Origin of the sequence: Sporolactobacillus caesalpiniae, assembly GCF_040513385.1 — a bacterium.
GTDB lineage: Bacteria > Bacillota > Bacilli > Bacillales > Sporolactobacillaceae > Sporolactobacillus.
The window spans coordinates 395,274-416,155 of sequence record NZ_JBEVCB010000003.1 but is presented as its reverse complement, the minus strand read 5'-3'; the positions used below and the strand labels follow the sequence as shown (position 1 = coordinate 416,155).

Genomic DNA, 20,882 nt, shown 5'->3' with positions numbered 1-20,882 from the left:
TACTTTATAAATTTCTATGTCATGTATCTAATAATTTGATTGTTTCACTTTACCGCTTTTCTTCATTACAGGGGAAAATCATCTGTTTTTTTTTATAATTTCTACTATTTACAGCTATTTCTAGCCATCGAAAAGATACAGAGCATAGTTCCGTTATCACAGAACCATTTTCTGTCAGATTCACAGTAAAAATAATATTTTTGTCAGATTTACTAACATTACAATTGACGATCATTCCATATTCGCTTATTATTAGTTACGTAAACTTCATCCTTTCTGTTTTCGTATATCCTTAATAATACGGTTTAGGGGTCTCTACCTGGGAACCGTAAATTCCCGGCTACGAAAAATATGTTCGCATATTTTTCGTAGCCCTTTTTTTGTTTTCAGAAAATAGTCGGATAGATTAAGGCGCTTCGACTAATGGTGCTCACTTCCTGTGAGCAACGGCGAAGCTAAGTTTTCTACAATCCAATTTGGAGATGGATCCTATGAAACGAACGCTAATCAAGAATGCTGAGATTATTACTATGGATCAAAATGAAACGATCACTCATGGAGATCTGTTGATTGAGGACGACCGAATTCAATCAATCGGGCCAATCGTGCAGCCGAAGACCGGCGATTATGTGATTGATGGAACAGGCCGAACGGTCATTCCCGGATTCATCCAAACCCATATTCATCTGTGTCAAACACTATTCCGCGGCAAAGCGGATGATCTGGAGCTCATGGACTGGCTGAGAAAACGCATCTGGCCACTTGAAGCCGCGCATGACGATGAGTCCATTTATCTCTCGGCGTTACTAGGAATCGGCGAATTGATTTCCGGAGGATCAACGACCATTGTCGATATGGAAACCGTACATTACACGAACGAAGCCTTTCAGGCCATTGCTGAGAGCGGCATCCGAGCGTTGTCCGGTAAGGTGATGATGGATAAAGGCAGCGATGTGCCACTCGGTCTGCAAGAAAAAACGGATGATTCGATCCGAGAAAGCGTCGATCTGCTGGAGAAATGGAACGGTCATGATCATGGACGCATTCGCTACGCGTTCGCACCTCGCTTCGTGATCTCTTGCACCGAATCCTTACTGACCCAAGTACGCGATCTTGCCGAGCACTATGATGTATTCGTTCATACACACGCCTCGGAAAATCGCAGTGAAATCGAAATTGTTGAGCAGGATACCGGCATGCGCAACATCACATACCTTGACCACATTGGGCTTGCGGGCAAGCGCTTGATTCTTGCCCATTGCATTTGGCTTACCGAGGAGGAAAAAACAATCATCCGAAACCGCGGTGTGCATGTCAGCCATTGCCCCGGGTCTAATTTAAAGCTTGCTTCCGGAATTGCTCAAGTGCCACAAATGGCGGATATGGGCATTAACCTCGGACTTGGCGCGGATGGCGCGCCATGCAACAACAATTTAGATATGTTTCAGGAGATGCGTCTTGCAGCACTCATACACAAACCCGCGAACGGACCAACATCAATGAATGCGCGACAGATTTTTCGCATGGCGACGATTGACGGCGCAAAAGCGGTCGGTCTAGAAAATGAAATTGGCAGCCTTGAAGTCGGAAAGAAAGCAGATCTTGCCATTCTCAATTTAAATACCTTTCACTGCAAGCCAATGTTCGGCACAGATCCGATCTCACGCATTGTGTACTCTGCCACGAGCTCCGACGTCGAAAGCACAATCATTGACGGACGCATAGTCATGGAAAAGCGACAGATGAAAACCATTGATCAAACGTTTGTTTTAAAAGAATCTGAAACCGCTATTGAGCGCTTGATGAAGCGGACAGGAATTCGCATCTAGTCTTAGCAATCAAAGATATAGCTTTTTTCATTACACAATTTTTTCCATCATTAATTTATAATATCCATGAATAAACAAGTCATTCTCGTATAGAAGTGCAGGTTTCGAAGCAAAATAATTGCTTAGATTGTCAATTATTGATTCAATAGAATTGGGGTTGGCAAATGATTTGGTAAAAAGGAGGATGTTTATGAGTCACTTTGAACTGCCTGCACTTGAATTTGCTCCTGACGCCCTTGAGCCTTACATCGACAAGGAAACAATGGTGATCCATCATGACAAGCATCATCAAACCTATGTCACAAACCTGAACGCTGCCCTTGATCAACACCCGGAATTCAAAGACCACTCGTTGACTGACTTGATTGCCCATTTGGATAAAGTCCCGGAAGATATTCGAACAGCCATCCGTAATAACGGTGGCGGTCACTACAATCACAGCCTCTTTTGGAAGGTTCTCATTCCCGGTGGTTCTAAAAAGCCTGTTGGTGCATTGGCCGAGGCGATTGATAAACAGCTTGGCGGCTTAGAAAAGTTTAAAGAAGCCTTCACCGCTGCGGCAACCGGTCAGTTCGGTTCCGGCTGGGCGTGGCTGACGGTCACAAAGCAAAATGTTCTTAAAGTAACCAACTCGCCGAATCAAGACAGCCCGCTCATGGACGAAGCAATCCCGCTGCTTGGTCTCGATGTCTGGGAACATGCGTATTATTTGAAGTATCAGAACAGACGCCCAGAGTATATTAAGAATTTTTTCAACCTCATTAACTGGGATTTTGTTTCTGATGTTTACGAAAAGACACAGGACGCTAACGCTGTTCGTTAATGTAAATCCCGAAGTGAGTGCATTCACTTCGGGATTTCTATGTCCTTGGCGCTTCTTGATTTTCACCGCTCAATATCGTTAGAATGGATAGTGGCTTGATTTAAAGCCATTAGGAGGATTGATGACCATGAACGAAGGATTAGGTCTTATCACCATTGAAGTCTGCGATTATGGATCGCTGACCGTTCAGCACCTAGAAAAAATAGCCCGTCACCCGGAAGTCGCAGTGATGAACTATGATTGTCTGAATGTTTGCGGTATGTGCAGTTTAAAACCGTTTGCAATGGTTAACGGGCAGCGCGTGTTTGCGAACACGATTGATGCCTGTCTCGAGAAAATTGAAAAAAAAGTCGGTGAAGAATTAAACGCGCTTCAATAATGCTTATGCGTGCAGAAATTTGATACAAACCGGATCGGGAACAGACAACTTTGAGTTAAGTGGTGTGAGATGTCCCGATACTGAATCCCGCTCAAATAAGAAGAGATCTCCGGAATTCTGATTGGCAGCAACAAGAAGCGTTCCGCTTGGATCAATTTCAAAATCGCGCGGCCAGTCGCCCTTTGTGTCCACATGCTCAATCAGGGCTAGTTTTCCGCTTCCTTCATCTACCTGAAACACCGCAATGCTGTTGTGTCCACGGTTTGAAACATAAACGAACCGTCCGTCCGCACTCATTTTGATCGCAGCGCCCTGGCTGTGCCCCTTAAAATCAGCAGGGAGTGCATTCGCTTTTTGTATGATCCTAAATTGACCGTGCTCCGCATCGAAATGCAAAGCGATCACTTCATTACTCAGTTCGGTCATAATGTAGGCATAAGCTGCACTCGGATGAAATGCCAAATGCCGCGGTCCGGTACCAGCAAGGAATTTCAATTCGCTTTGTTTCGTCCATTGATCATCCGACAACCGATAGGTAGTAAGCGCGTCCGTTCCAAGATCCACTGTAACCGCAAAGCGACCATCCGGCGTAAAGTCTGCAAAATGGACATGTGGTCCCTCCTGACGATCAGGGTTGGCACTTGAGCCCTCATGCGCCACATTCGCCACGAGTTTTATGCCAGCGTCTGCGTTCGGCTCGTAAAGGCTTGCCGTTCCCTTGTGATAGTTCGCATCCAGGATACACCTGTTTTTCTGATCGGTACTGACATAGCAAGGAGAAGAACCCTCTCTTAAATGTGTTCCAAGAGGATGAAGATTACCCGAAGCTTCAATTGCATAGGCAGCGACCCCGCCTTTCGATCCGCTTTTCATCACCGCATACAGACGTTGATTATCTTCACTAATTGAAAGATAAGTCGGATTGTCCAGCTTCACCTCCGCACGTAGCGCAGTCAATTCCTTACGCTCCGTATCAAGGACAAATGAATAGACACCCTCGCTTTTTCCTTTTGTGTACGTACCGATGTACCCTTTGTAGCAACTCATATACATCCCTCCATAGTAGATCTTATAATAACCTATTTTTTTAGCAACCCAACAATAACAAAAGCAAAATGGCTGGCAAAAAAGACAAGAAAAGAGAAGAAGATGGACAAGCTTAACATGATCATGAGAAGAAAATTAAAACGTGCGATCCAGTACATCATGTGACTGCGCAGGGTCGGATCGAGAAGCATGCTCAAAGCGTTGATCAAAATCAACAATCCGAAAAGTGCACCTGCCCCGCTCCACGCGCCGCGAATGTCCTCCCTGCTCAACGACATCCGCGATGACACACAAAGCGCGATCACCAAAAACAGCCAAAAATAGGGATTGGTGAGATTCTCGAGAGCAAACAGGCTCTGAAAAACGGCAACAACAGCCTCGCAAAAAGCAAACCATGACGGCAAATCAAAAAATGAGAAGAGCCTCGGCGCACCGGAAACATAGTCCGAGAATGTTGTGGAAACATTGGACAGCATCCATTTCGCTACGGCGGCAATCACAAGGCTGCCACCAATCAAAGGAGCGATACCAATAAAAAGATTGCCGATTCGTTGATAAAAACTATTCGGATTGTACGCATGACGAACATAGCCCATCGTTCCACTCGAATCTACTGCCTGCAGCAATTTGATCTCAGTCACGCGATGGCGAAAAATTAAGCACATGGCTGCATGGCTCAATTCATGAATCGGTGTCCCCAGCCAGGCTGTTACATAAATTCCCTTCATGCCGAACAAATGAATTACGCGACCGTTTGCCTGACGTTCAAGGAAACCAAGAATAAATCCGGCAATGACCAATCCGCCAAGCAGAGAAATAAACTGTGTTAAAGTGAGTCCGATGATCTTCAAAGCTATAGATAGCCATGGGGGGCCAATCATTTGTCAGCGCCTGCCCAAATGCTGTTTCTCAAGAAAGGATTTCAAACCAAGGCGCGGCGGCACACTCAATCCTTGCGCAATCTGAGACGTCCATGTTTCATTGCGATGACCACCTGTTCGCGTTTGGTAATAGTTTGCAACTTGCTGATCGTATTGTTTTAATGCTTCCTCATTCGTTGTCCGGCTATAGACGTTTCGATGGAAGATGTTCTCAAGAGGCAAGCGCGGCTTCTTTTCCGGCTCTTGATCCGGATAGCCGACTGCAAGCCCGAATACCGGAAACGTATGATCCGGGAGCTGCAAAATTTGGGACGTTCTCTCAACATCACGCTGGATACTGCCGATGTAGCAAATTCCGAGCCCCATGGATTCGGCAGCTACCGCCATATTCTGTGCGGCGAAGGCAGCGTCGCCGAGTGCAACCGTAAGTCGCTGAGTGGTGTCCAATACCGAAGTATCCGCATCGTTCTGCTCACCAATCTGTTTGTTGCGGTATTGATCGGCGACAAACACGAAGAAATAACCGCATTCCTCGACATAAGGCTGATCTCCGGATATTTCGCGCAGCTGTTTTTTTATCTCAGCATCTTCAACACCTATAATCGAAAAAGACTGCGTGTAGCTTGACGTTGATGCCGCCTGTGCGCATTTAACAAGCAGCTGTATTTGTTCTTCCGCTAATGGTTGTGGCTTAAACTTACGGATTGATCGATGATTTAACAAGGTATTGATGACTGCATTATGCATGAATCGTAGACCCCTTTGCGTAAACTATTTCTCTCAATTATACGCGATTCATCTCGCCCATGCATGCATAAGCCTCTGGAAATGGCTGTACAGGCGGCTGATACTCGCTTGGGATCATTGTTCACTTAAGGGCAAAAATTAATGACACCAGCTCGGCACCAACACACGTGAACCATGATCCTGCCAACAGGATTGCCGTTAATTTTGGTTTTCTGACTCTTGATTTCTTTTTACCATCCCATCGCTAACCTGATAAACGTCATCGCAAAGTGCTTCAATATCTTCTTTGTGATGGGAGGTCATTAGAATGGTTGCCCCCCGTTCTTTTTCTTCTCTGACGATTTTATAGATCATAGGTACCGAATTTTCATCTAATCCATTCATTGGTTCATCAAGAAGAATAAGTTTTGGATGCTCCATCACCGCTTGAGCAATTGCCAGCTTTTGCTTCATGCCTAATGAATACGTCTTGACCATGCGTCGATCATCGGGATCAAGCCCCACTCGTACAAGCGTTAGTCTAATCTCCTCGATACTAATTTTATTCTGTATACCAGCGAGAAATTTTAAGTTATCGATGCCACTATAATGCTCTAAAAAACCAGGTTTTTCTAAAATAATTCCAATGCTTTTCGGAAATGAAATTGTATCATGAAGGTAGTCTTCAAAAATACGAATCTGTCCGGAAGTTGGTATAACAAGTCCCGAAATGATACGAAAAAGCATTGATTTTCCTGATCCGTTTGGACCGACAAATCCATAAATCAGTCCTTTCGGCAGTGACAGTGAAATGTTTTGTAGGATTGGTCTTCCTTTAATGGTCTTAGATACATCTATTAATTCAATTGCATTCATTTAGTATACCTCCCTCTCTATTACTCCTAATGAGTGATCCATTAAAAATAATCGGCGCGTTTTTCCAGAGAAACAATTAAAATAAAAAGCAGCAAAATTAACACAATCTCAGATCCCCATGCAAACAATAAGATCGGACTAATGAACGAGTACATACTATAAAAAAGAGGCAACCAGAGTTTTGTTACTCTGACTCCTGCATACATTAATACAAGAAGTGAAGCATTGGCTATTTTGATCGACAGTATTTCCTTTAAAAATAACCAAATCATTCCATGAAAATAAAAATTGATCGTTAGACTGAGTAATATAGCAAGAGTTGACCAGCCTATTTTCAGCGAAAAGCCAAAGATAGACAACATTGCGATAAGGGTTAACCAAGTACCCAAAACATATAAAAACGTAAACAATAAACCAATCATGCATTTGTTAAACCAAAAAAAAGCAATATTTTGATGACGAAGCAGGACATTCAATTCAAACATACGAACAAAGGGTTTCCAAATGATTTGCAACAAAACCAAATACCCGAAGCTGAAAAACAACCAAACCATCCAATTTTTCTCCGATACTGAACCAAGCACTTTCAACAATGTCTCCTGTAACGACGATCTCGAATCTGCTAACCCTCCTATGATTAGAACACCATTGATAATTGGCAAAAGAATGCACAGTAAAACCAGCCACTTCATATCGGGTTCAAGTAATTTGAGGTCAAGCTTCATGCATTTCATTGTCCATTAACCCCTTAAAGAAAATCTTTTCTCACCAAGAAAAATTGCATCAGTATGCCAAGCACTATTACGGTAGAGAGCAATACAGCAAGCGTGTAGAAAAAAGTCAACTTATAACCGATCACAAAACAAAAACCGATTAAGTGAATAGTGTATCTGTCAAGTATGGTCAAAGCAATAACGATTCCAATACTTAGGACATAATGACGCAACCATTCATTAATCAATAAAGACAAAAGTCCTTCAATCATCATTACCAGCAAGAAAATAATCATGGATTCAAAAAATTCCCCAAAATGGCTGTGCCCATTTAATGGTATATATCCCATATGTTCCCAACTTAGCAAGAAGGCTGATAGGAAGATAACCACGGTAAAAATAAGGGCAAGAACAAAACAATAAATACAAAGATATAAAACCAGATGACTTCTTTTCTGGACCATTCGTAGAACCAACCAACAATGATTAAACAACAAATGAGCAATAAACATAATTAAAAAAAAAGGTACATAAAAAAATTCATAATTCAAAGAATAGATCAGCGAATACCAGTCGTCACTTGCATTAAAAACAGCGACTAACTGTAAAGCCATCACTGCCGGAATGACGATGAGAAAACTAAGGAACTGTTTTTTTTGAATCCATAGCGTTTGAAGAACATAGTCAACAAGTTTATGGTAACAAATCAATTTTTCTTCTCACCCCAATCAAATAAAGAGCACCGGCTATAATCACTAAAATAAAGAAATTAATGATTAAAGGAGGATAAGATAATCCCCCTACTGCCTGATTCGGAGTTAAGAAATAGAATGGAATCCATCCCAAATTCCCAAACATTGATAATAGAATCCATAACCCAATATGAATCATTTGAGGCATGAAATAAACAAGATATCTGTTTTTAACAAAAAGTGAAAGTGCTAACCCCAAACATATGTAAGCGCCGGCATACAATGCATCCATAATGTAATAGATAAAAATATAGAAATAGGGTGATCGTGACAAAGCATTCGAAAATAAAGTAACTTTTGCTGAAGAAAAAATACTGTCGGGTAGATGAACGTGACCATGAACAAGCCGGACATATACCTCAGAATAACTCGTATAATCCCAATGCCCGGTCATAAGATTAACCAGAATAATACTCAGGATAACCGGGATTAAAAAAAGAAAAAAAGAAAAAGCAAAGGAAAAAATAAATTTATTTCGATAGTAAACACTTCTTTTTTTCCGAATCCAGACATAATCAAGATTACCACTGTTTCTTTCTCTGTAGATTGTGTCAACAATAGGTATGGCAATCAAAAAAGGAAAAATAAAATAGAAAAGTAGGTGAAAGAAACCGTGAGAAGTTCCAGAAGTCATACCCATCCACGCCGTATGCGGTGAAAGTAAAGTTAAAGCATCCGGATAATTTTTATAGAGCCGTAAAAACAACTCGTGGTCTGAATAATAACCCTGCACGGACTGACTAACAGCAGCGAGCACAACTACGCCCAAACAGATCAAGGAAATATATAATTCACGATGCTTCATCATTTTTTTTAGTTCAATTAGCAAAGGACGTCCCCCCTCATGCTTATAAAAAAACAAATAAAAAAATACCTGCACAAGGAATAGTTCCAATCATTGCCCAGTTGATAACAAGGGCCGAGATAGGTATAAATATCCATTAGCAGGATCTTTGTGAAACAATACTCAAATTCAGTTAAAGGATCTTTAATTTGAGTCCTCTTGCCACTTTCCTGAAATTTCAACGTTACGTATTGACCAGCTCGCGGCCTCGGCATTTAGATTTACATTATGTCCAACCGCACTTTGATCCACCGTCAATGAATAGGTTTTAGAACTCTGATTTATATTTTTCAGTGTTCCGGATACTGTCTTTCCATTAGAATCACGTGTGATCCAAAGATTTGCCCAGTAGGTTGATCCGATATAACTTATTTGAATTTTTGCCTGACTATTATTGTTCTTCTTTTTAGTTGAAAGTACCGTATTTCCTTTCATCATAGGCAATTCTTTTGAAAAAGTAGTCCAGCTAGCCGCATGAACTGCCCCAAGACCAATCCCGAATGTCAAAGCAAGTGCCAGAGTCAGCATTGAAATAAATTTAAATCTTTTTCTCATAGTTATTCCTCCTCGTATATATTATATTAAAGAAAATGATGGTATAAGCGTAACATAATATTAAACTGATAAATCAAAGAGTTTTCTCTCTCAATCGACAAGTTTTGCAGAACGAAGGTAATCGATTCATAGTAGCATCATACTCTTCATAACCACGATCATCTTCCAAGTCATAACCATTTCTTCGACTACAGGATGCAGACAAAATCAGGGACTTTATCAAAGTTTTTTTAATCGTTTAACGGACAGTTGTCCACCGTTCCGTTTTTTGTTGTATAAGAAAAACAGAGGGATTGTCTCCCTCTGTTCGTGAATTCTGATTAAAATTATTTTGTCAGTTCTTCAGTAAGTACCGGTACAATTTGTTTTTTGCGGGAAACGACGCCTTTAAGCGTTGCCACATTGTTGTCCAGTGTGACCTTGAATGCCGCTTCTGCTGCCGCGGCAGCTTTACCAAGGATTAGCGCTTCGGAATCACTGGTCAGAATGTTAGTCACGGCGAGTACGAACAAATCAAGGTTCTTCGCGTCAATTTCTTTGTTGATCGCAGCTTCGAGCTCTGCCTGACGTGACAGCGCGTCATCAGCATCAACTACGTTGACTTGAGCGATTTCTACAGCATATTTGCCCATCTCAAATGGCTTCACATCAATTGAGATCAGTTCTTCTGCCGTTTTATCCGCGATGTTGGTGCCTGCCTTGAGCATATCCAGTCCGTATGATTGTGTGTCTACGCCTGAAATAGCTTCGAGTTCCTTGGCAGCCTTCACATCTTCTTCTGTACACGTCGGCGATTTAAATAACAGCGTATCCGAGATAATCGAGGACAGCATGAGTCCCGCAATTGTCTTAGGAACAGCAACGCCTGCTTCTTTGTACAATTTATTAATGATTGTTGCGGTGCATCCTACCGGTTCAGCGCGATAATAGAGCGGCGCTTTCGTTTCGAAATTAGCGATTCTGTGATGGTCGACAACGGAGAGTACGTCCACATTTTCAATATCGCCCGCACTCTGCGCGCGTTCATTATGGTCGACCAGATAAACAGCCGGAACTTCATTCGCAACTGTTTGTACCAGACGTGGCACCTCAACTTGAAAATGCTTCAGCACATATTCCGTTTCACCATTCAAATCGCCAAGGCGAACGGCTTCTACATCTTCGCCAAGTTTGTTCTTAAGCTCAGCAAACGCGATTGCCGAGCAAACCGCGTCGGTATCAGGACTCTTATGCCCGAAAACAAGCACTTTTCCCATTTTTTCTACCCCTTAGTTAACGTATATTGGCTATTCACAGATGATCCGTTCATAGTCTCTCAACAAAACCATACCTTATGTTTCTAAGAATTTCAATAGCTGAGGGATGCACATTAATGGGCAAGCTCACTTTTATGAAAATCATTGAAAATGAATCGCCATTATTCCCGATTCAACATTTTTGTGTTGGCAATGTAAAGCGCGCCGACAAGTACTAGAATCGCGATCGCGTACAGCAGAACCGAATGCGGATGATCATGGCTGACAATGATCAAACGAACAATCGCTGTCACGCCAATATAGACAAAATAACGGAGCGGAAAATGATAATGAGCCTGAAAATATTTGATGATCAGCGCGATAAATTCAAAATAGAGGAAGAATACAAGAATTCCTTCCAACAAATGATAGTACGAGGCATTTTCACTCAAAAAGAGATAAGTGAAAAACTGGTAGGTTTCCTTAACCAGTGCAATGCTGAGGACAACTGCAAGTGCGATCAGTACACTATTCAATGTCCATTGCAGTACCGTTATAATGATCCGGTCAATCTTATTCCGTTCCAGTGGAATCACATCCTTTTTCAATGAATGCCTCATAGAAAAATTTTTCTTATCTTTAAATAATATACCGTTACCTGGATCAATGGAATCAAAAGCACAACGAGAATCGGATAGATAGGAAACAATTCTACAAATAACGGATAGAAGCACATGGCACCGGCACATACCGGTGCAGCTGCCCATATGGTCAGAAAAGCTGCATGCGACGCATTAGCCGTGATGGCCCGTTCACGCTCGTCATCTGATGGAGCAACAAGCGGATAGATCCAGAATGATGATTTGTTCTTTCGTTTATTCCACAAATGATCCATTCCTTCAATGATTCCTAAAATAAGAATAGGAAGAAACCAGATCAATTTTATTTCTATTGAAAAGTTGTCCGTATCACTGTAAATCAAATCGGCTAAACCATTGGTCAATTGAATCAATGGAACCATGGCAAGCGCAAATGAACTAATTGTACAGAGTGACATAATTAGTGAAAACCAAAAGCGCTTCATTGTTCACTCGCTCCTTTCTCTAATATAAAAACGTCCTCCATAGGCAGCTGAAACACATCGCAAAGTTGCAAACCAAGCAGCAGTGACGGGACATAGTCACCTTTTTCAATAGATGCAATCGTTTGCCGTGTCACGCCAACCTTCTCACCCAATTGCGCCTGCGTCCAATCATGACGCGCGCGCAGCTCCTTGACACGATTCGATATAAACACCATTTTCAGCTCATTTCAATGTATAGTAAACCAAACATAATGTTAACCCTAATTAACATTATAGATGTAAAAAAAGCGGCGGTCAAACAGTTCCAAATTGAAACGTTCGCGCCGTCCGCTTTTTAACTTTTCTTCAGTTTTCTGGCAATCACATTACCCAGCGACTGGATGATTTGGACAATAACAATCAGAATAATAATGACTGCGTACATGACATCAGGCTGGAAGCGTACATAGCCGAATTGATAGGCCAAGTCGCCAAGCCCGCCGGCACCGACAAATCCGGCCATCGCCGTCTCGCCGATCAATCCGATAATGGCAATTGTCAGTCCAAGTATAATTGATGATCGAGCTTCGCGAATGATCACATGCCAAATGATTTTCGGAGTTGAAATCCCCATCGATTGGTACGCCTCAATCACGCCCTTGCTCACCTCAAGCATCGCCGTTTCAAGCAGGCGCGCAATAAATGGCGCACAGGCGATCACTAATGGGACAATAACCCCTCGCACTCCGATCGTCGTATGGGCAATGAACTTTGTGAACGGAAGCAAAAAGAATAACAAGATAATGAATGGTATCGACCGAATGATATTAATTAATGAGTTGACAATCGTATAAACGACGATATTTTCCCATTGACCTTGTTTCCTCGTCAAAACAAGCAGAATACCTAATGGAAGGCCGATAAGTATGGAAAATGCGAGCGAAATAAGCGTCATTTGTGTTGTTTGAATGAAGCCTTCCCAGATCGCGTCGCCCCATTGATTCAGAAAATCTGCCATCAGCCCTTCACCTCATCCACGAGAATATTCTGTTCATGCAAAAATTGTATGGCCGTTTCAACCTTATTCTGATCCCCTTTAATATGGACCAGCAGATTACCGACCGATTGATCTTTCAGTTGGTCGATTCCGCCCGCAATAATACTTGGCAGAACGTCGAACTGTTTCGCCAACGTGGCCAGCACCGGATCTTTCGATGACTCACCGAGGAATGTCAGCTTGACCAGCTTTCCCGACTTCAGCAACTCACTTTTCAGTGATGCTGGAATTAGGAATTTGGCTTCATTGCTGATAAACTGCTTTGTCATCGCTTCCTTTGGTCGAGTGAATACATCGACAACTGAGCCCTGTTCAACAATCCGGCCATTCTCCATAACCGCCACCCGGTCGCAAATACGCTGAATAACATTCAATTCATGAGTAATCAGGAAAACGGTAATACCAAGCTCTTTATTCACTTTCAGCAAAAGTTCAAGGATCGCATCGGTCGTATTCGGATCGAGCGCACTTGTCGCTTCGTCACTGAGCAGTACTTCCGGTTCATGAGCGAGCGCACGAGCTATCGCCACCCGTTGCTTCTGGCCGCCGGATAACTGGCTTGGAAAAGCACTTCGACGATCCGACAGACCGACGATTTCCAAATATTTATCAGTGCGGGCCTTGATCTCTTCCTTCGGTACGCCTTCCAGTCTCAGAGGCGTTGCAACATTTTCATAGACATTCGCCGTTTCAAGCAAATTGTAGCCTTGAAAAATCATGCCGATCTTTCGTCTTAATTGCCGCAAACCTTTTTTATTCAGTCCCAAAACATCCTGATCATCGACAAACACCTGCCCGCCGGTTGGTCGTTCAAGCAGGTTCACACAACGAATCAGCGTGCTTTTTCCGGCGCCGCTGAATCCAATCACACCGAAAATTTCACCTTTATTCACCTCTAGGGAGACGTCCTTCAAGGCTTCAATCTTGTTTTTTCCAACCCGAAACGTCTTTGACACATGCTGCAATTTAATCAAGAAGCTGCCTCCTTACCAAGCAGGAACTACAGAACCGCCGAATTTCTTCTTAATGAAATCTTTAACTTCTTTTGAGTGGTAATACTTTTTCAGCTGCTTTACAACTTTGTCGTTCTTATTATCGGTACGAACAACGAAATAGTTTGGATATGGGTTGTTTACTAACGGTTCATGGTAGATTGAGTCGTTCAGAACGGTAAGTCCGGCACCCATTGCAAAGTTCGTGTTGATTGCTGAGGCAGTAACTTCGCCAAGCTGAGCCGGAAGTTGAGCCGCATCCATTTCAATGATCTTCAGATTCTTCGGGTTGCTGACAACATCTCGTTTCGTTGCTGTCACGTTAGAACCTTTTTTCAGTTTGATTACACCCGCTTTTTCAAACAATTGCAAACCGCGAAGTTCGTTTGCCGGATCATTCGGAACTGCGATTTTATCGCCCTTCTTCAGATCTTTAATGTCCTTAATGCTCTTGGAGTAGATCCCCATTGGGAAAGCGACCGTCTTAAATACGTCGGTAATTTTGTAATCTTTATTTTCAATCTGATTCTTAAGGAATGGAAGTGTTTGATAGCTGTTCGCATCCAATTCTTTTTCATTCAGAGCGATGTTGGGTTGATTGTAGTCATTAAAAACCTTCAAGTGAATCGTCAAACCATCTTTTTTAGCCAGCTTCACCACTTGCTCCATAACCTGTTGATGAGGTCCGCCCGTCACGCCGACCGTAATTTCTTTTTCACTCAATTCTTTTGAAGAACCGTTGCCGCAAGCAGCTAACACAAAAATTAGAGAAAATGCCACTAATGCTGATAAAATTGCAGTAACCTTTTTCAATCTGTTTTCCTCCTGTTTGTCACTAGGACTACTATGAATTCTAACCGCAGATTCTTCAAAACATCCTGTTTCCTTCTCCTGAGAAGTTAGAAATATAAAGAGCTTCTCCCGATAAGAGAGAAGCTCGATTTGTCCGTATCTTCTCTTATCTCTCAGGACCCAAACGGGTTCTGCAGGAATTGGCACCTAAATTTTCATTTGGTTGCCGGGTTTCATCGGGCCAGTCCCTCCGCCACTCTGGATAAGAAGTATTCAATTGGTTAGTAAATTGATTGTACATCGAAACGATTAATGTGTCAAAAGTTTGTCATCACATTTGAGAGAATTCCGATATTCATAGACCGTATCTCGTTAGTTAATTGGTTCGGTTGTCGCATAGCCTTGCGGATGGCTGCTGTGCCATTTCCAAGCGTCCGCAAGAATTTCAGGAATATTTGTATGTTGCGGATTCCATCCGAGCACACGTTTCGCTTTTTCTGGTGAAGCAATCAAGGTACTTGGATCTCCAGCCCGTCTCGGAGCAAGTTCTGCAGGAATCGCTTTACCCGTCACTTTGCGCGCGGCCTCAATGATTTCTTTAACGGAGAAGCCTTCGCTTGAGCCGAGGTTGAAAACGTCACTCTTACCGCCATCAAAAAGATATCGAAGTGCCAGACGATGCGCAGCAATCAAATCCTCAATATGCACATAGTCGCGCACGCAGGTTCCGTCCTTCGTGGCGTAATCATCACCGAAAATTGAGATATGATCACGTTCACCGGCTGCAACTTGAAGCACAATTGGAATTAGGTGTGTTTCCGGATGATGATCTTCACCGATCACACCGGATTTGCTAGCACCGGCAACGTTGAAATAGCGGAGTGCGACAAAACGCATACCATATGCGCGATCGCACCATTTCATCATTTTTTCCATAGTCAGCTTGGTCTCGCCGTATGGATTCGTCGGTTGGGTCGTCATTTCTTCTGTAATCGGCACCACTTCCGGCTCACCGTAAGTCGCCGCCGTTGACGAAAACACAATATGTTTTACATTATTTTCTTGCATGACTTCAAGCAATACCTGCATTCCATATACATTATTATTGAAATACATCAACGGTTTCTCAACTGATTCGCCAACCAGTGAATTCGCCGCAAAATGAATGACACCTTTAATGACTTCTTTTTTAAAAACAGTGTCTAAAAATGCTTTGTCACGAATATCGCCCTTATAAAATTTCGCTTTAGGATGCAGTGCTTCCTTGTGACCCGTTTGCAGATTATCGACAACCACAACATCTTCCCCGGCATCAATCAGCTGATAAACGGCGTGTGAGCCGATATAACCTGCTCCGCCTAATACTAAAATAGACATAAACTACCCCTTCCCGTCCTGAACGTGACTTTAACTTCTTTTATTTTCCACCTTATACACATGCTTGACAAGCCTTATTCGGCAACCCTCTTGAATTGAATCGCCACTGTTGTTTTTAGAGCACGCTCAAGATGCTTTTTATGCCTTTGCGCAGCCTGTTCTTCAAAATAAGCATCATCATGATAATATGCGATAATTTGAAGCTGCTTCTTCTTCGTCATTTTGACGGCCAAACGATCAACAACATGCAACTTTGTACGATCAAAATCATGCGCGAGCCGTAGTACAGCACCTAATGTCTCATACAACTTCATTTCATCCTTAGCCAGCAGCTTCTGGAACGGTTTGGCGAAGTCAGCAAGATTCGCACGATTTTTAAATGAAGCAACAAGAGCTACCGCCAGTCGGTCGTGATGACTGATCCCGTTAATGTTAATATTCGTCAATAGGTAAAAGGTTTGCGCGCTGCTCGATTCATTATTCACAAACTCGCCAAGGTACGCAAGGTCGGCGCTATGAGAAAGCACCCAGGCAATGCGTTTTTCCGAGCCTTTTCCCTTTAACAATTCAAGTATACCGTCAAGCACTTGAAAGGCCAACTTCTTCACATATGCGGTATGATGGCTGTCCAAATTAAAATTATGCCGCATCTGTCTCATGCTTTCATTCAAAACATAGGGAATACGCGTTTCATCTCTCTGCCGAAGCATCCATTCATAAAAGGCGCCTTCACGGAGACCTTCACCGCTCAACATGAATGTCTCCCCATGATTCATTTTGACAAGCAAATTGATGACTGCCGAAGCCGGTAAAATAATGTCGGACCTGTCTTTGGAAAGCCCGTCCATACTTTCTCGTTCCTCAATGGTCATGGATGCCAATTTTTTCGTCAAATTGTTCAGCCGCTCGCGGGGAATCGTATATTGATGAAGACCGACCATTGGATAATGTTCCTGAATTTGGTCGATACGTGCCAGATTACGGGCAGTTCCGCCTATACCGATAATCGGGAGTTCATTGCCGCACAACCAATCGAGCGAGACGAATTCCTTTTTGACATAGGCCTCTAGCCGTTCCATTTTATTCGGATCGCCGTTTTTATAAAAGGTTTGATAAAGCGTCACAGCTCCAAACGGAAAAGAATGCGAGCGGACCAGCTGACGCCCTTTGAACATCGTGACTTCAGTGCTCCCGCCCCCAATATCGATTGAGATGCCGTCATCGACATAAGTCGAATTAACAATTGCGAAATAGCCGTAATACGCTTCCTTTAATCCGGAGAGAAGCCGAACCTTCACCCCTGTTTCATCCAAAACACGTTTCAATACTGCGTCCCGATTTTCCGCTTTGCGCATAGCGGCTGTGGCAAAAGCGTCGACCATGCACACATCCCGTTCACGCTCAATGATGGATCGGAATCGTTTCAGAACTGAGAGAAGAACAGAAATTCCCTCTTTACTCAAATGATCATTATCATCTATGTAGTTACTCAATCTCGCTACCGCTTTAAAATTTATAAGTTCTTTAAAAAAATAGTCACGATCAATGCCAATGATCACAAGTCGGATCGAGTTCGAACCTATATCAATCATCGCATGTTTCTGCACAATCTCCAACATATTCTCCCCCTGCCCATTTTGCCCGGAGAGCACGAATTTCGTCAGCTCTTAAATTAACAGTTTGATTAAGCACTGCTCATCTAAAAGTATAGCCTAAAAAGTGAAGCTGTGACATGAAAATACTCGTTATGCAGAACTATTGATAGCCGGCTCAATCATTTTTCGGTTCTGAGATATCCGGAAACTCCTCGACGACTTTGACCCCATTCATCTTCAAATGACTCTCAATTGATTTTGTCATTTGCTTCAACACGGCAATACGCGCGTACCATTTGTTATTAGCAGGGATTATATGCCAAGCGGCAGCGGCTGTATTGGTTTTCTTGAACATTTCTTCAGCAGCTATGACATAGTCATCCCACTTCTCACGGTTTCGCCAGTCTTCATCCGTAATTTTCCACTTTTTCAACGGGTCTGACTCTCGACTTTTGAAGCGTTTGTATTGTTCTTCTTTACTAATATGGAGCCAGAACTTATCAATCATGTAACGGTCGTCGGTCAGCTCTTTTTCAAAATTATTTATTTCTTGGAACGCCCGTTTCCACTCGTTCGGCTCCGCCAATTTTTCCACGCGTTCAACGAGTACCCGCCCATACCAGGAGCGGTCAAAAATCGCGATCTGTCCATATTGGGGAATTTTCCGCCAGAAACGCTGCATATAGTGATAACGCTTCTCATGAGGTGCCGGTGCAGCTATCGGCCAGACACGAACGCCCCTTGGATCAAGGTTAGCTACCGCTCGTTTAATCGCCCCTCCTTTTCCGGCCGCATCCCATCCCTCAAAAACAAACAGAACACCTAGTTTATGCTCAAGAAGCAAGTGCTGCATTGATAACAGCTTCAATTGGTACTTCGCCAGCTTTCTCTCGTATACCTCCTTATGCTTTATACCTTGTTGCAGATCCACTTTAGCTAATTTTTCTTCGTCCATTTTTAACCTTCCTCTCATTTTTTCGATAACTTTAAGATATGGCTTTCGCGACATGACTATCCAAAATCATACCGTATTAGCCACATCAATTCATAATCTGATGAGGCATAATTATTTGAATTACGCTCACACTATCTCATGGCGGCAACGCCAAAATCCAAAAGAGGGCTGTGGTTATTGTGGGACATAAAGATGAAAAATTCAGTAAGTCGGAAAATCAATTTAACGAAGAGTTTGCCGAACCACTTGACGAACATTCTGTAGAAGAAAGAGAACGCGCGCAGCGCACAGGTGACAACGCAACTTCAAAAAATTACAGCGAATGTCACAGTCACAGCAAAGAACAGAACCATAATAACAATCGTTAAGCCCCTAATGAAAAGAACGGAGACCGTTTTAATGCGGTTTCCGTTCTTTTTTGTTTATTAATTTTTAAATGAGTGAATCGGAGCCGGAATCCGACCGCCTCTATTAATAAAATCGGTGGAGGAGTTGTGATTGAAATCCATGACCGGAGCGTAGCCAAGCAAACCGCCGAATTCGACCGTATCTCCGACGGATTTACCGGGAGCTGGAATCACGCGGACCGCTGTCGTCTTATTATTAATGACACCAATTGCCGCTTCATCAGCGATCATCGCAGAAATGGTTTCTGCAGGTGTATCTCCGGGAATCGCAATCATGTCGAGACCTACGGAGCAAACCGCAGTCATCGCCTCTAATTTTTCCAGATTCAACGCGCCCTTCTCAACCGCGTGGATCATTCCAGCGTCTTCGGATACCGGAATGAACGCCCCACTCAAGCCGCCGACATGGCTGCAGGCCATTACGCCGCCCTTCTTGACAGCGTCATTGAGCATCGCCAACGCGGCGGTTGTACCATGCGTACCCACAGATTCGAGTCCTATTTCTTCAAGAATATGGGCGACAGAATCACCAATCGCCGGCGTTGGCGCTAGGGACAAGTCAACGATACCGAAAGGAACACCGAGCCGAGTTGATGCCTCGTGACCAACGAGTTGGCCCATACGCGTAATTTTAAAGGCAATCTTTTTAATTGTGTCCGATACAACATCGAACGGCTCGCCTTTTACCTTTTCAAGCGCCCTCTTCACAACACCCGGACCACTCACACCGACATTAAGGACGCAGTCTTCTTCGCCGACACCGTGAAAAGCGCCAGCCATGAAGGGGTTATCCTCAACGGCATTCGCAAAGATGACTAATTTGGCGCAGCCTAACCCTTGCCTATCTGCGGTTCGTTCCGCCGTTTCTTTAACAATACCGCCCAGTTGCTTAACTGCATCCATATTAATCCCGGAACGTGTGGAACCGACATTGACTGATGAACAAACAAAATCGGTTGTCGCAAGTGCTTCCGGTATCGAACGGATCAGCTTGTGGTCAGCAGCCGTATACCCTTTTTGGACCAGCGCGCTGAACCCTCCAACGAAATTAACTCCGGTTGTTTTCGCAGCCTTGTCCAAGGTTTGCGCAAAAGCAACATAGCTTTCATCCTGCGACGCTCCTGCCACAAGCGCGATTGGTGTAACGGAAATTCGTTTATTAATAATTGGAATACCAAATTCATCTGAGATAGCTTCCCCGGTTTTCACCAGGTTTTCAGCTAGACGTGTGATTTTATCATAGATCTTCGCACGCGCCTTCTCTCCATCGCTGTCAATACAATCCAAAAGTGAAATGCCCATTGTAATTGTTCGGATATCTAATTTTTCTTCCTCAATCATCCGAATCGTTTCTAATATTTGTGTTGTTTCCATGTTTTTTCTTTTTCCTCCAACTTATAAGCTATGCATGGATGTAAAGATTTCTTCACGCTGAATTTTAATCTGAACACCAAGATCTGTGCCTTTATCAGCTAGAGACTTTTTAATTTCTCCAAAGCTGTCTGAAACAGCCGATAAGTCAAGAATCATCATCATGGTGAAATAACCGTTCATGATGGTTTGAGAAACATCAAGAATATTTACGTCAAGCTCAGCCAGCTTGCTGCTGACACCTGCAATAATACCGACATTATCCTTGCCAATTACTGTTAAAATCGCCTTCACTTGTTCCACTCCCTGTTTGTCATTTACCTACATTCATTTTTGGTTCATTAGTCAAAATGGGGTACTGTCCTAATTAATTTTTCAGACAGCTCCTTATTGCCATTATCTCAAGAAAATTTTATGATGCAAGTGAATCTGAAACATTGACAAAAAGAAGCCATTCTTATAAGATGAATTATGGTTTTAAAGCGCTTTTGCGGGTGTAGTTTAATGGTAAAATTAGAGCTTCCCAAGCTCTCGTCGTGGGTTCGATTCCCATCACCCGCTTTACAATCAAAAAATTTTCAGGAGCGGATTTCCGCTCTTTTTTAGTTGCGTA

The 20,882-nt window shown here is 43.0% G+C and carries 24 protein-coding genes, 1 tRNA gene and 2 riboswitches; of the genes, 5 read left to right on the top strand and 20 right to left on the bottom strand.

The window, feature by feature from the left end; all coding sequences use genetic code 11:
- The first annotated feature begins 262 nt into the window (after positions 1-262).
- A riboswitch (purine riboswitch) is annotated at positions 263-363 on the top strand.
- A gap of 128 nt (positions 364-491) precedes the next feature.
- The 3 genes from ABWW58_RS07980 (at position 492) to ABWW58_RS07970 (ending at position 3,031) form a co-directional block, all read left to right on the top strand.
- Positions 492-1,829: a 5'-deoxyadenosine deaminase gene (locus ABWW58_RS07980; protein WP_353868607.1), complete on the top strand. Its 1,338-nt coding sequence runs from the start codon at positions 492-494 to the stop codon at positions 1,827-1,829.
- Positions 1,830-2,019: 190 nt separating this feature from the next.
- Entirely contained in the window at positions 2,020-2,652 is a 633-nt protein-coding gene (locus tag ABWW58_RS07975) for a superoxide dismutase (RefSeq protein WP_353868606.1), read from the top strand.
- Positions 2,653-2,779: 127 nt separating this feature from the next.
- A complete protein-coding gene (locus ABWW58_RS07970) occupies positions 2,780-3,031 on the top strand; it encodes a YuzB family protein (RefSeq protein ID WP_353868605.1) in 252 nt (83 codons plus the stop codon).
- Between the two features lie 3 nt (positions 3,032-3,034).
- On the opposite strand, the gene ABWW58_RS07965 is transcribed toward ABWW58_RS07970, so the two are convergent.
- The 18 genes from ABWW58_RS07965 to ABWW58_RS07880 form a co-directional block, all read right to left on the bottom strand.
- Positions 3,035-4,078 (bottom strand): lactonase family protein, encoded by a 1,044-nt coding sequence (locus tag ABWW58_RS07965; RefSeq protein WP_353868604.1) that lies wholly within the window; start codon positions 4,076-4,078, stop codon positions 3,035-3,037.
- 32 nt (positions 4,079-4,110) lie between these two features.
- Positions 4,111-4,959: a hypothetical protein gene (locus tag ABWW58_RS07960; protein ID WP_353868603.1), complete on the bottom strand. Its 849-nt coding sequence runs from the start codon at positions 4,957-4,959 to the stop codon at positions 4,111-4,113.
- A 3-nt stretch (positions 4,960-4,962) separates the two neighbouring features.
- On the bottom strand, positions 4,963-5,706 hold the full coding sequence (nfsA, locus tag ABWW58_RS07955; RefSeq protein WP_353868602.1) for an oxygen-insensitive NADPH nitroreductase: 744 nt from the start codon (positions 5,704-5,706) through the stop codon (positions 4,963-4,965).
- Between the two features lie 198 nt (positions 5,707-5,904).
- Entirely contained in the window at positions 5,905-6,561 is a 657-nt protein-coding gene (locus ABWW58_RS07950; protein WP_353868601.1) for an ABC transporter ATP-binding protein, read from the bottom strand.
- 41 nt (positions 6,562-6,602) lie between these two features.
- Positions 6,603-7,295 carry a hypothetical protein gene (locus ABWW58_RS07945; protein WP_353868600.1) on the bottom strand — a complete coding sequence of 231 codons (693 nt, stop codon included), beginning with the start codon at positions 7,293-7,295 and terminating at the stop codon, positions 6,603-6,605.
- A gap of 14 nt (positions 7,296-7,309) precedes the next feature.
- Complete coding sequence (locus ABWW58_RS07940; RefSeq protein WP_353868599.1) at positions 7,310-7,984, bottom strand: hypothetical protein; 675 nt, start codon at positions 7,982-7,984, stop codon at positions 7,310-7,312.
- Positions 7,968-8,855 carry an NADH dehydrogenase FAD-containing subunit gene (locus ABWW58_RS07935; protein WP_353868598.1) on the bottom strand — a complete coding sequence of 296 codons (888 nt, stop codon included), beginning with the start codon at positions 8,853-8,855 and terminating at the stop codon, positions 7,968-7,970. Before ABWW58_RS07935 ends, ABWW58_RS07940 begins: the two co-directional genes overlap by 17 nt.
- 159 nt (positions 8,856-9,014) lie before the next feature.
- Positions 9,015-9,425 (bottom strand): hypothetical protein, encoded by a 411-nt coding sequence (locus tag ABWW58_RS07930; RefSeq protein ID WP_353868597.1) that lies wholly within the window; start codon positions 9,423-9,425, stop codon positions 9,015-9,017.
- Positions 9,426-9,751: 326 nt separating this feature from the next.
- Positions 9,752-10,681 carry a manganese-dependent inorganic pyrophosphatase gene (locus tag ABWW58_RS07925; RefSeq protein WP_353868596.1) on the bottom strand — a complete coding sequence of 310 codons (930 nt, stop codon included), beginning with the start codon at positions 10,679-10,681 and terminating at the stop codon, positions 9,752-9,754.
- A 161-nt stretch (positions 10,682-10,842) separates the two neighbouring features.
- On the bottom strand, positions 10,843-11,247 hold the full coding sequence (psiE, locus tag ABWW58_RS07920) for a phosphate-starvation-inducible protein PsiE (RefSeq protein WP_353868689.1): 405 nt from the start codon (positions 11,245-11,247) through the stop codon (positions 10,843-10,845).
- A 29-nt stretch (positions 11,248-11,276) separates the two neighbouring features.
- Positions 11,277-11,744, bottom strand: a complete 468-nt coding sequence (locus ABWW58_RS07915) for a hypothetical protein (protein ID WP_353868595.1) — start codon at positions 11,742-11,744, stop codon at positions 11,277-11,279.
- Positions 11,741-11,956 carry a helix-turn-helix transcriptional regulator gene (locus ABWW58_RS07910; protein WP_353868688.1) on the bottom strand — a complete coding sequence of 72 codons (216 nt, stop codon included), beginning with the start codon at positions 11,954-11,956 and terminating at the stop codon, positions 11,741-11,743. Before ABWW58_RS07910 ends, ABWW58_RS07915 begins: the two co-directional genes overlap by 4 nt.
- Before the next feature lie 122 nt (positions 11,957-12,078).
- Positions 12,079-12,741 carry a methionine ABC transporter permease gene (locus tag ABWW58_RS07905; protein WP_093670706.1) on the bottom strand — a complete coding sequence of 221 codons (663 nt, stop codon included), beginning with the start codon at positions 12,739-12,741 and terminating at the stop codon, positions 12,079-12,081.
- On the bottom strand, positions 12,741-13,754 hold the full coding sequence (locus tag ABWW58_RS07900) for a methionine ABC transporter ATP-binding protein (protein ID WP_353868594.1): 1,014 nt from the start codon (positions 13,752-13,754) through the stop codon (positions 12,741-12,743). Before ABWW58_RS07900 ends, ABWW58_RS07905 begins: the two co-directional genes overlap by 1 nt.
- Positions 13,755-13,766: 12 nt before the next feature.
- Positions 13,767-14,585: a MetQ/NlpA family ABC transporter substrate-binding protein gene (locus ABWW58_RS07895; RefSeq protein ID WP_353868593.1), complete on the bottom strand. Its 819-nt coding sequence runs from the start codon at positions 14,583-14,585 to the stop codon at positions 13,767-13,769.
- A 142-nt stretch (positions 14,586-14,727) separates the two neighbouring features.
- A riboswitch (SAM riboswitch) is annotated at positions 14,728-14,833 on the bottom strand.
- A gap of 103 nt (positions 14,834-14,936) precedes the next feature.
- Positions 14,937-15,941, bottom strand: coding sequence for a UDP-glucose 4-epimerase GalE (gene galE, locus ABWW58_RS07890; protein ID WP_353868592.1), 1,005 nt, complete (start codon positions 15,939-15,941; stop codon positions 14,937-14,939).
- Positions 15,942-16,015: 74 nt separating this feature from the next.
- A complete protein-coding gene (locus ABWW58_RS07885) occupies positions 16,016-17,560 on the bottom strand; it encodes a Ppx/GppA phosphatase family protein (RefSeq protein WP_445783421.1) in 1,545 nt (514 codons plus the stop codon).
- Between the two features lie 151 nt (positions 17,561-17,711).
- Positions 17,712-18,491 (bottom strand): polyphosphate kinase 2 family protein, encoded by a 780-nt coding sequence (locus ABWW58_RS07880; protein ID WP_353868591.1) that lies wholly within the window; start codon positions 18,489-18,491, stop codon positions 17,712-17,714.
- 179 nt (positions 18,492-18,670) lie between these two features.
- Here ABWW58_RS07880 and ABWW58_RS07875 point away from each other — a divergent pair, with 179 nt between their 5' ends.
- Positions 18,671-18,859, top strand: a complete 189-nt coding sequence (locus ABWW58_RS07875) for a hypothetical protein (RefSeq protein WP_353868590.1) — start codon at positions 18,671-18,673, stop codon at positions 18,857-18,859.
- A gap of 57 nt (positions 18,860-18,916) precedes the next feature.
- On the opposite strand, the gene ABWW58_RS07870 is transcribed toward ABWW58_RS07875, so the two are convergent.
- The gene (locus ABWW58_RS07870; RefSeq protein ID WP_353868589.1) at positions 18,917-20,272 is read right to left on the bottom strand and encodes a PFL family protein; all 1,356 of its coding nucleotides are present in this window, start codon (positions 20,270-20,272) and stop codon (positions 18,917-18,919) included.
- A 21-nt stretch (positions 20,273-20,293) separates the two neighbouring features.
- Entirely contained in the window at positions 20,294-20,563 is a 270-nt protein-coding gene (locus tag ABWW58_RS07865; protein ID WP_093670722.1) for an ACT domain-containing protein, read from the bottom strand.
- Positions 20,564-20,759: 196 nt separating this feature from the next.
- On the opposite strand from ABWW58_RS07865, the gene ABWW58_RS07860 reads away from it, so the two are divergent.
- A tRNA-Gly gene (locus ABWW58_RS07860) sits at positions 20,760-20,830 on the top strand.
- The last annotated feature ends 52 nt before the right edge of the window (positions 20,831-20,882 follow it).

Bases quoted from the DNA above. Each gene is read 5' to 3' on its own strand.
- ABWW58_RS07915 (WP_353868595.1), bottom strand. From the start codon at position 11,744: ATGAAGCGCTTTTGGTTTTCACTAATTATGTCACTCTGTACAATTAGT.
- ABWW58_RS07980 (WP_353868607.1), top strand. From the start codon at position 492: ATGAAACGAACGCTAATCAAGAATGCTGAGATTATTACTATGGATCAA.
- ABWW58_RS07975 (WP_353868606.1), top strand. From the start codon at position 2,020: ATGAGTCACTTTGAACTGCCTGCACTTGAATTTGCTCCTGACGCCCTT.
- ABWW58_RS07905 (WP_093670706.1), bottom strand. From the start codon at position 12,741: ATGGCAGATTTTCTGAATCAATGGGGCGACGCGATCTGGGAAGGCTTC.
- galE (WP_353868592.1), bottom strand. From the start codon at position 15,941: ATGTCTATTTTAGTATTAGGCGGAGCAGGTTATATCGGCTCACACGCC.
- ABWW58_RS07950 (WP_353868601.1), bottom strand. From the start codon at position 6,561: ATGAATGCAATTGAATTAATAGATGTATCTAAGACCATTAAAGGAAGA.
- ABWW58_RS07965 (WP_353868604.1), bottom strand. From the start codon at position 4,078: ATGAGTTGCTACAAAGGGTACATCGGTACGTACACAAAAGGAAAAAGC.
- ABWW58_RS07880 (WP_353868591.1), bottom strand. From the start codon at position 18,491: ATGGACGAAGAAAAATTAGCTAAAGTGGATCTGCAACAAGGTATAAAG.
- ABWW58_RS07960 (WP_353868603.1), bottom strand. From the start codon at position 4,959: ATGATTGGCCCCCCATGGCTATCTATAGCTTTGAAGATCATCGGACTC.
- ABWW58_RS07885 (WP_445783421.1), bottom strand. From the start codon at position 17,560: ATGTTGGAGATTGTGCAGAAACATGCGATGATTGATATAGGTTCGAAC.
- ABWW58_RS07945 (WP_353868600.1), bottom strand. From the start codon at position 7,295: ATGAAATGCATGAAGCTTGACCTCAAATTACTTGAACCCGATATGAAG.
- ABWW58_RS07970 (WP_353868605.1), top strand. From the start codon at position 2,780: ATGAACGAAGGATTAGGTCTTATCACCATTGAAGTCTGCGATTATGGA.
- nfsA (WP_353868602.1), bottom strand. From the start codon at position 5,706: ATGCATAATGCAGTCATCAATACCTTGTTAAATCATCGATCAATCCGT.
- ABWW58_RS07925 (WP_353868596.1), bottom strand. From the start codon at position 10,681: ATGGGAAAAGTGCTTGTTTTCGGGCATAAGAGTCCTGATACCGACGCG.
- ABWW58_RS07870 (WP_353868589.1), bottom strand. From the start codon at position 20,272: ATGGAAACAACACAAATATTAGAAACGATTCGGATGATTGAGGAAGAA.
- ABWW58_RS07930 (WP_353868597.1), bottom strand. From the start codon at position 9,425: ATGAGAAAAAGATTTAAATTTATTTCAATGCTGACTCTGGCACTTGCT.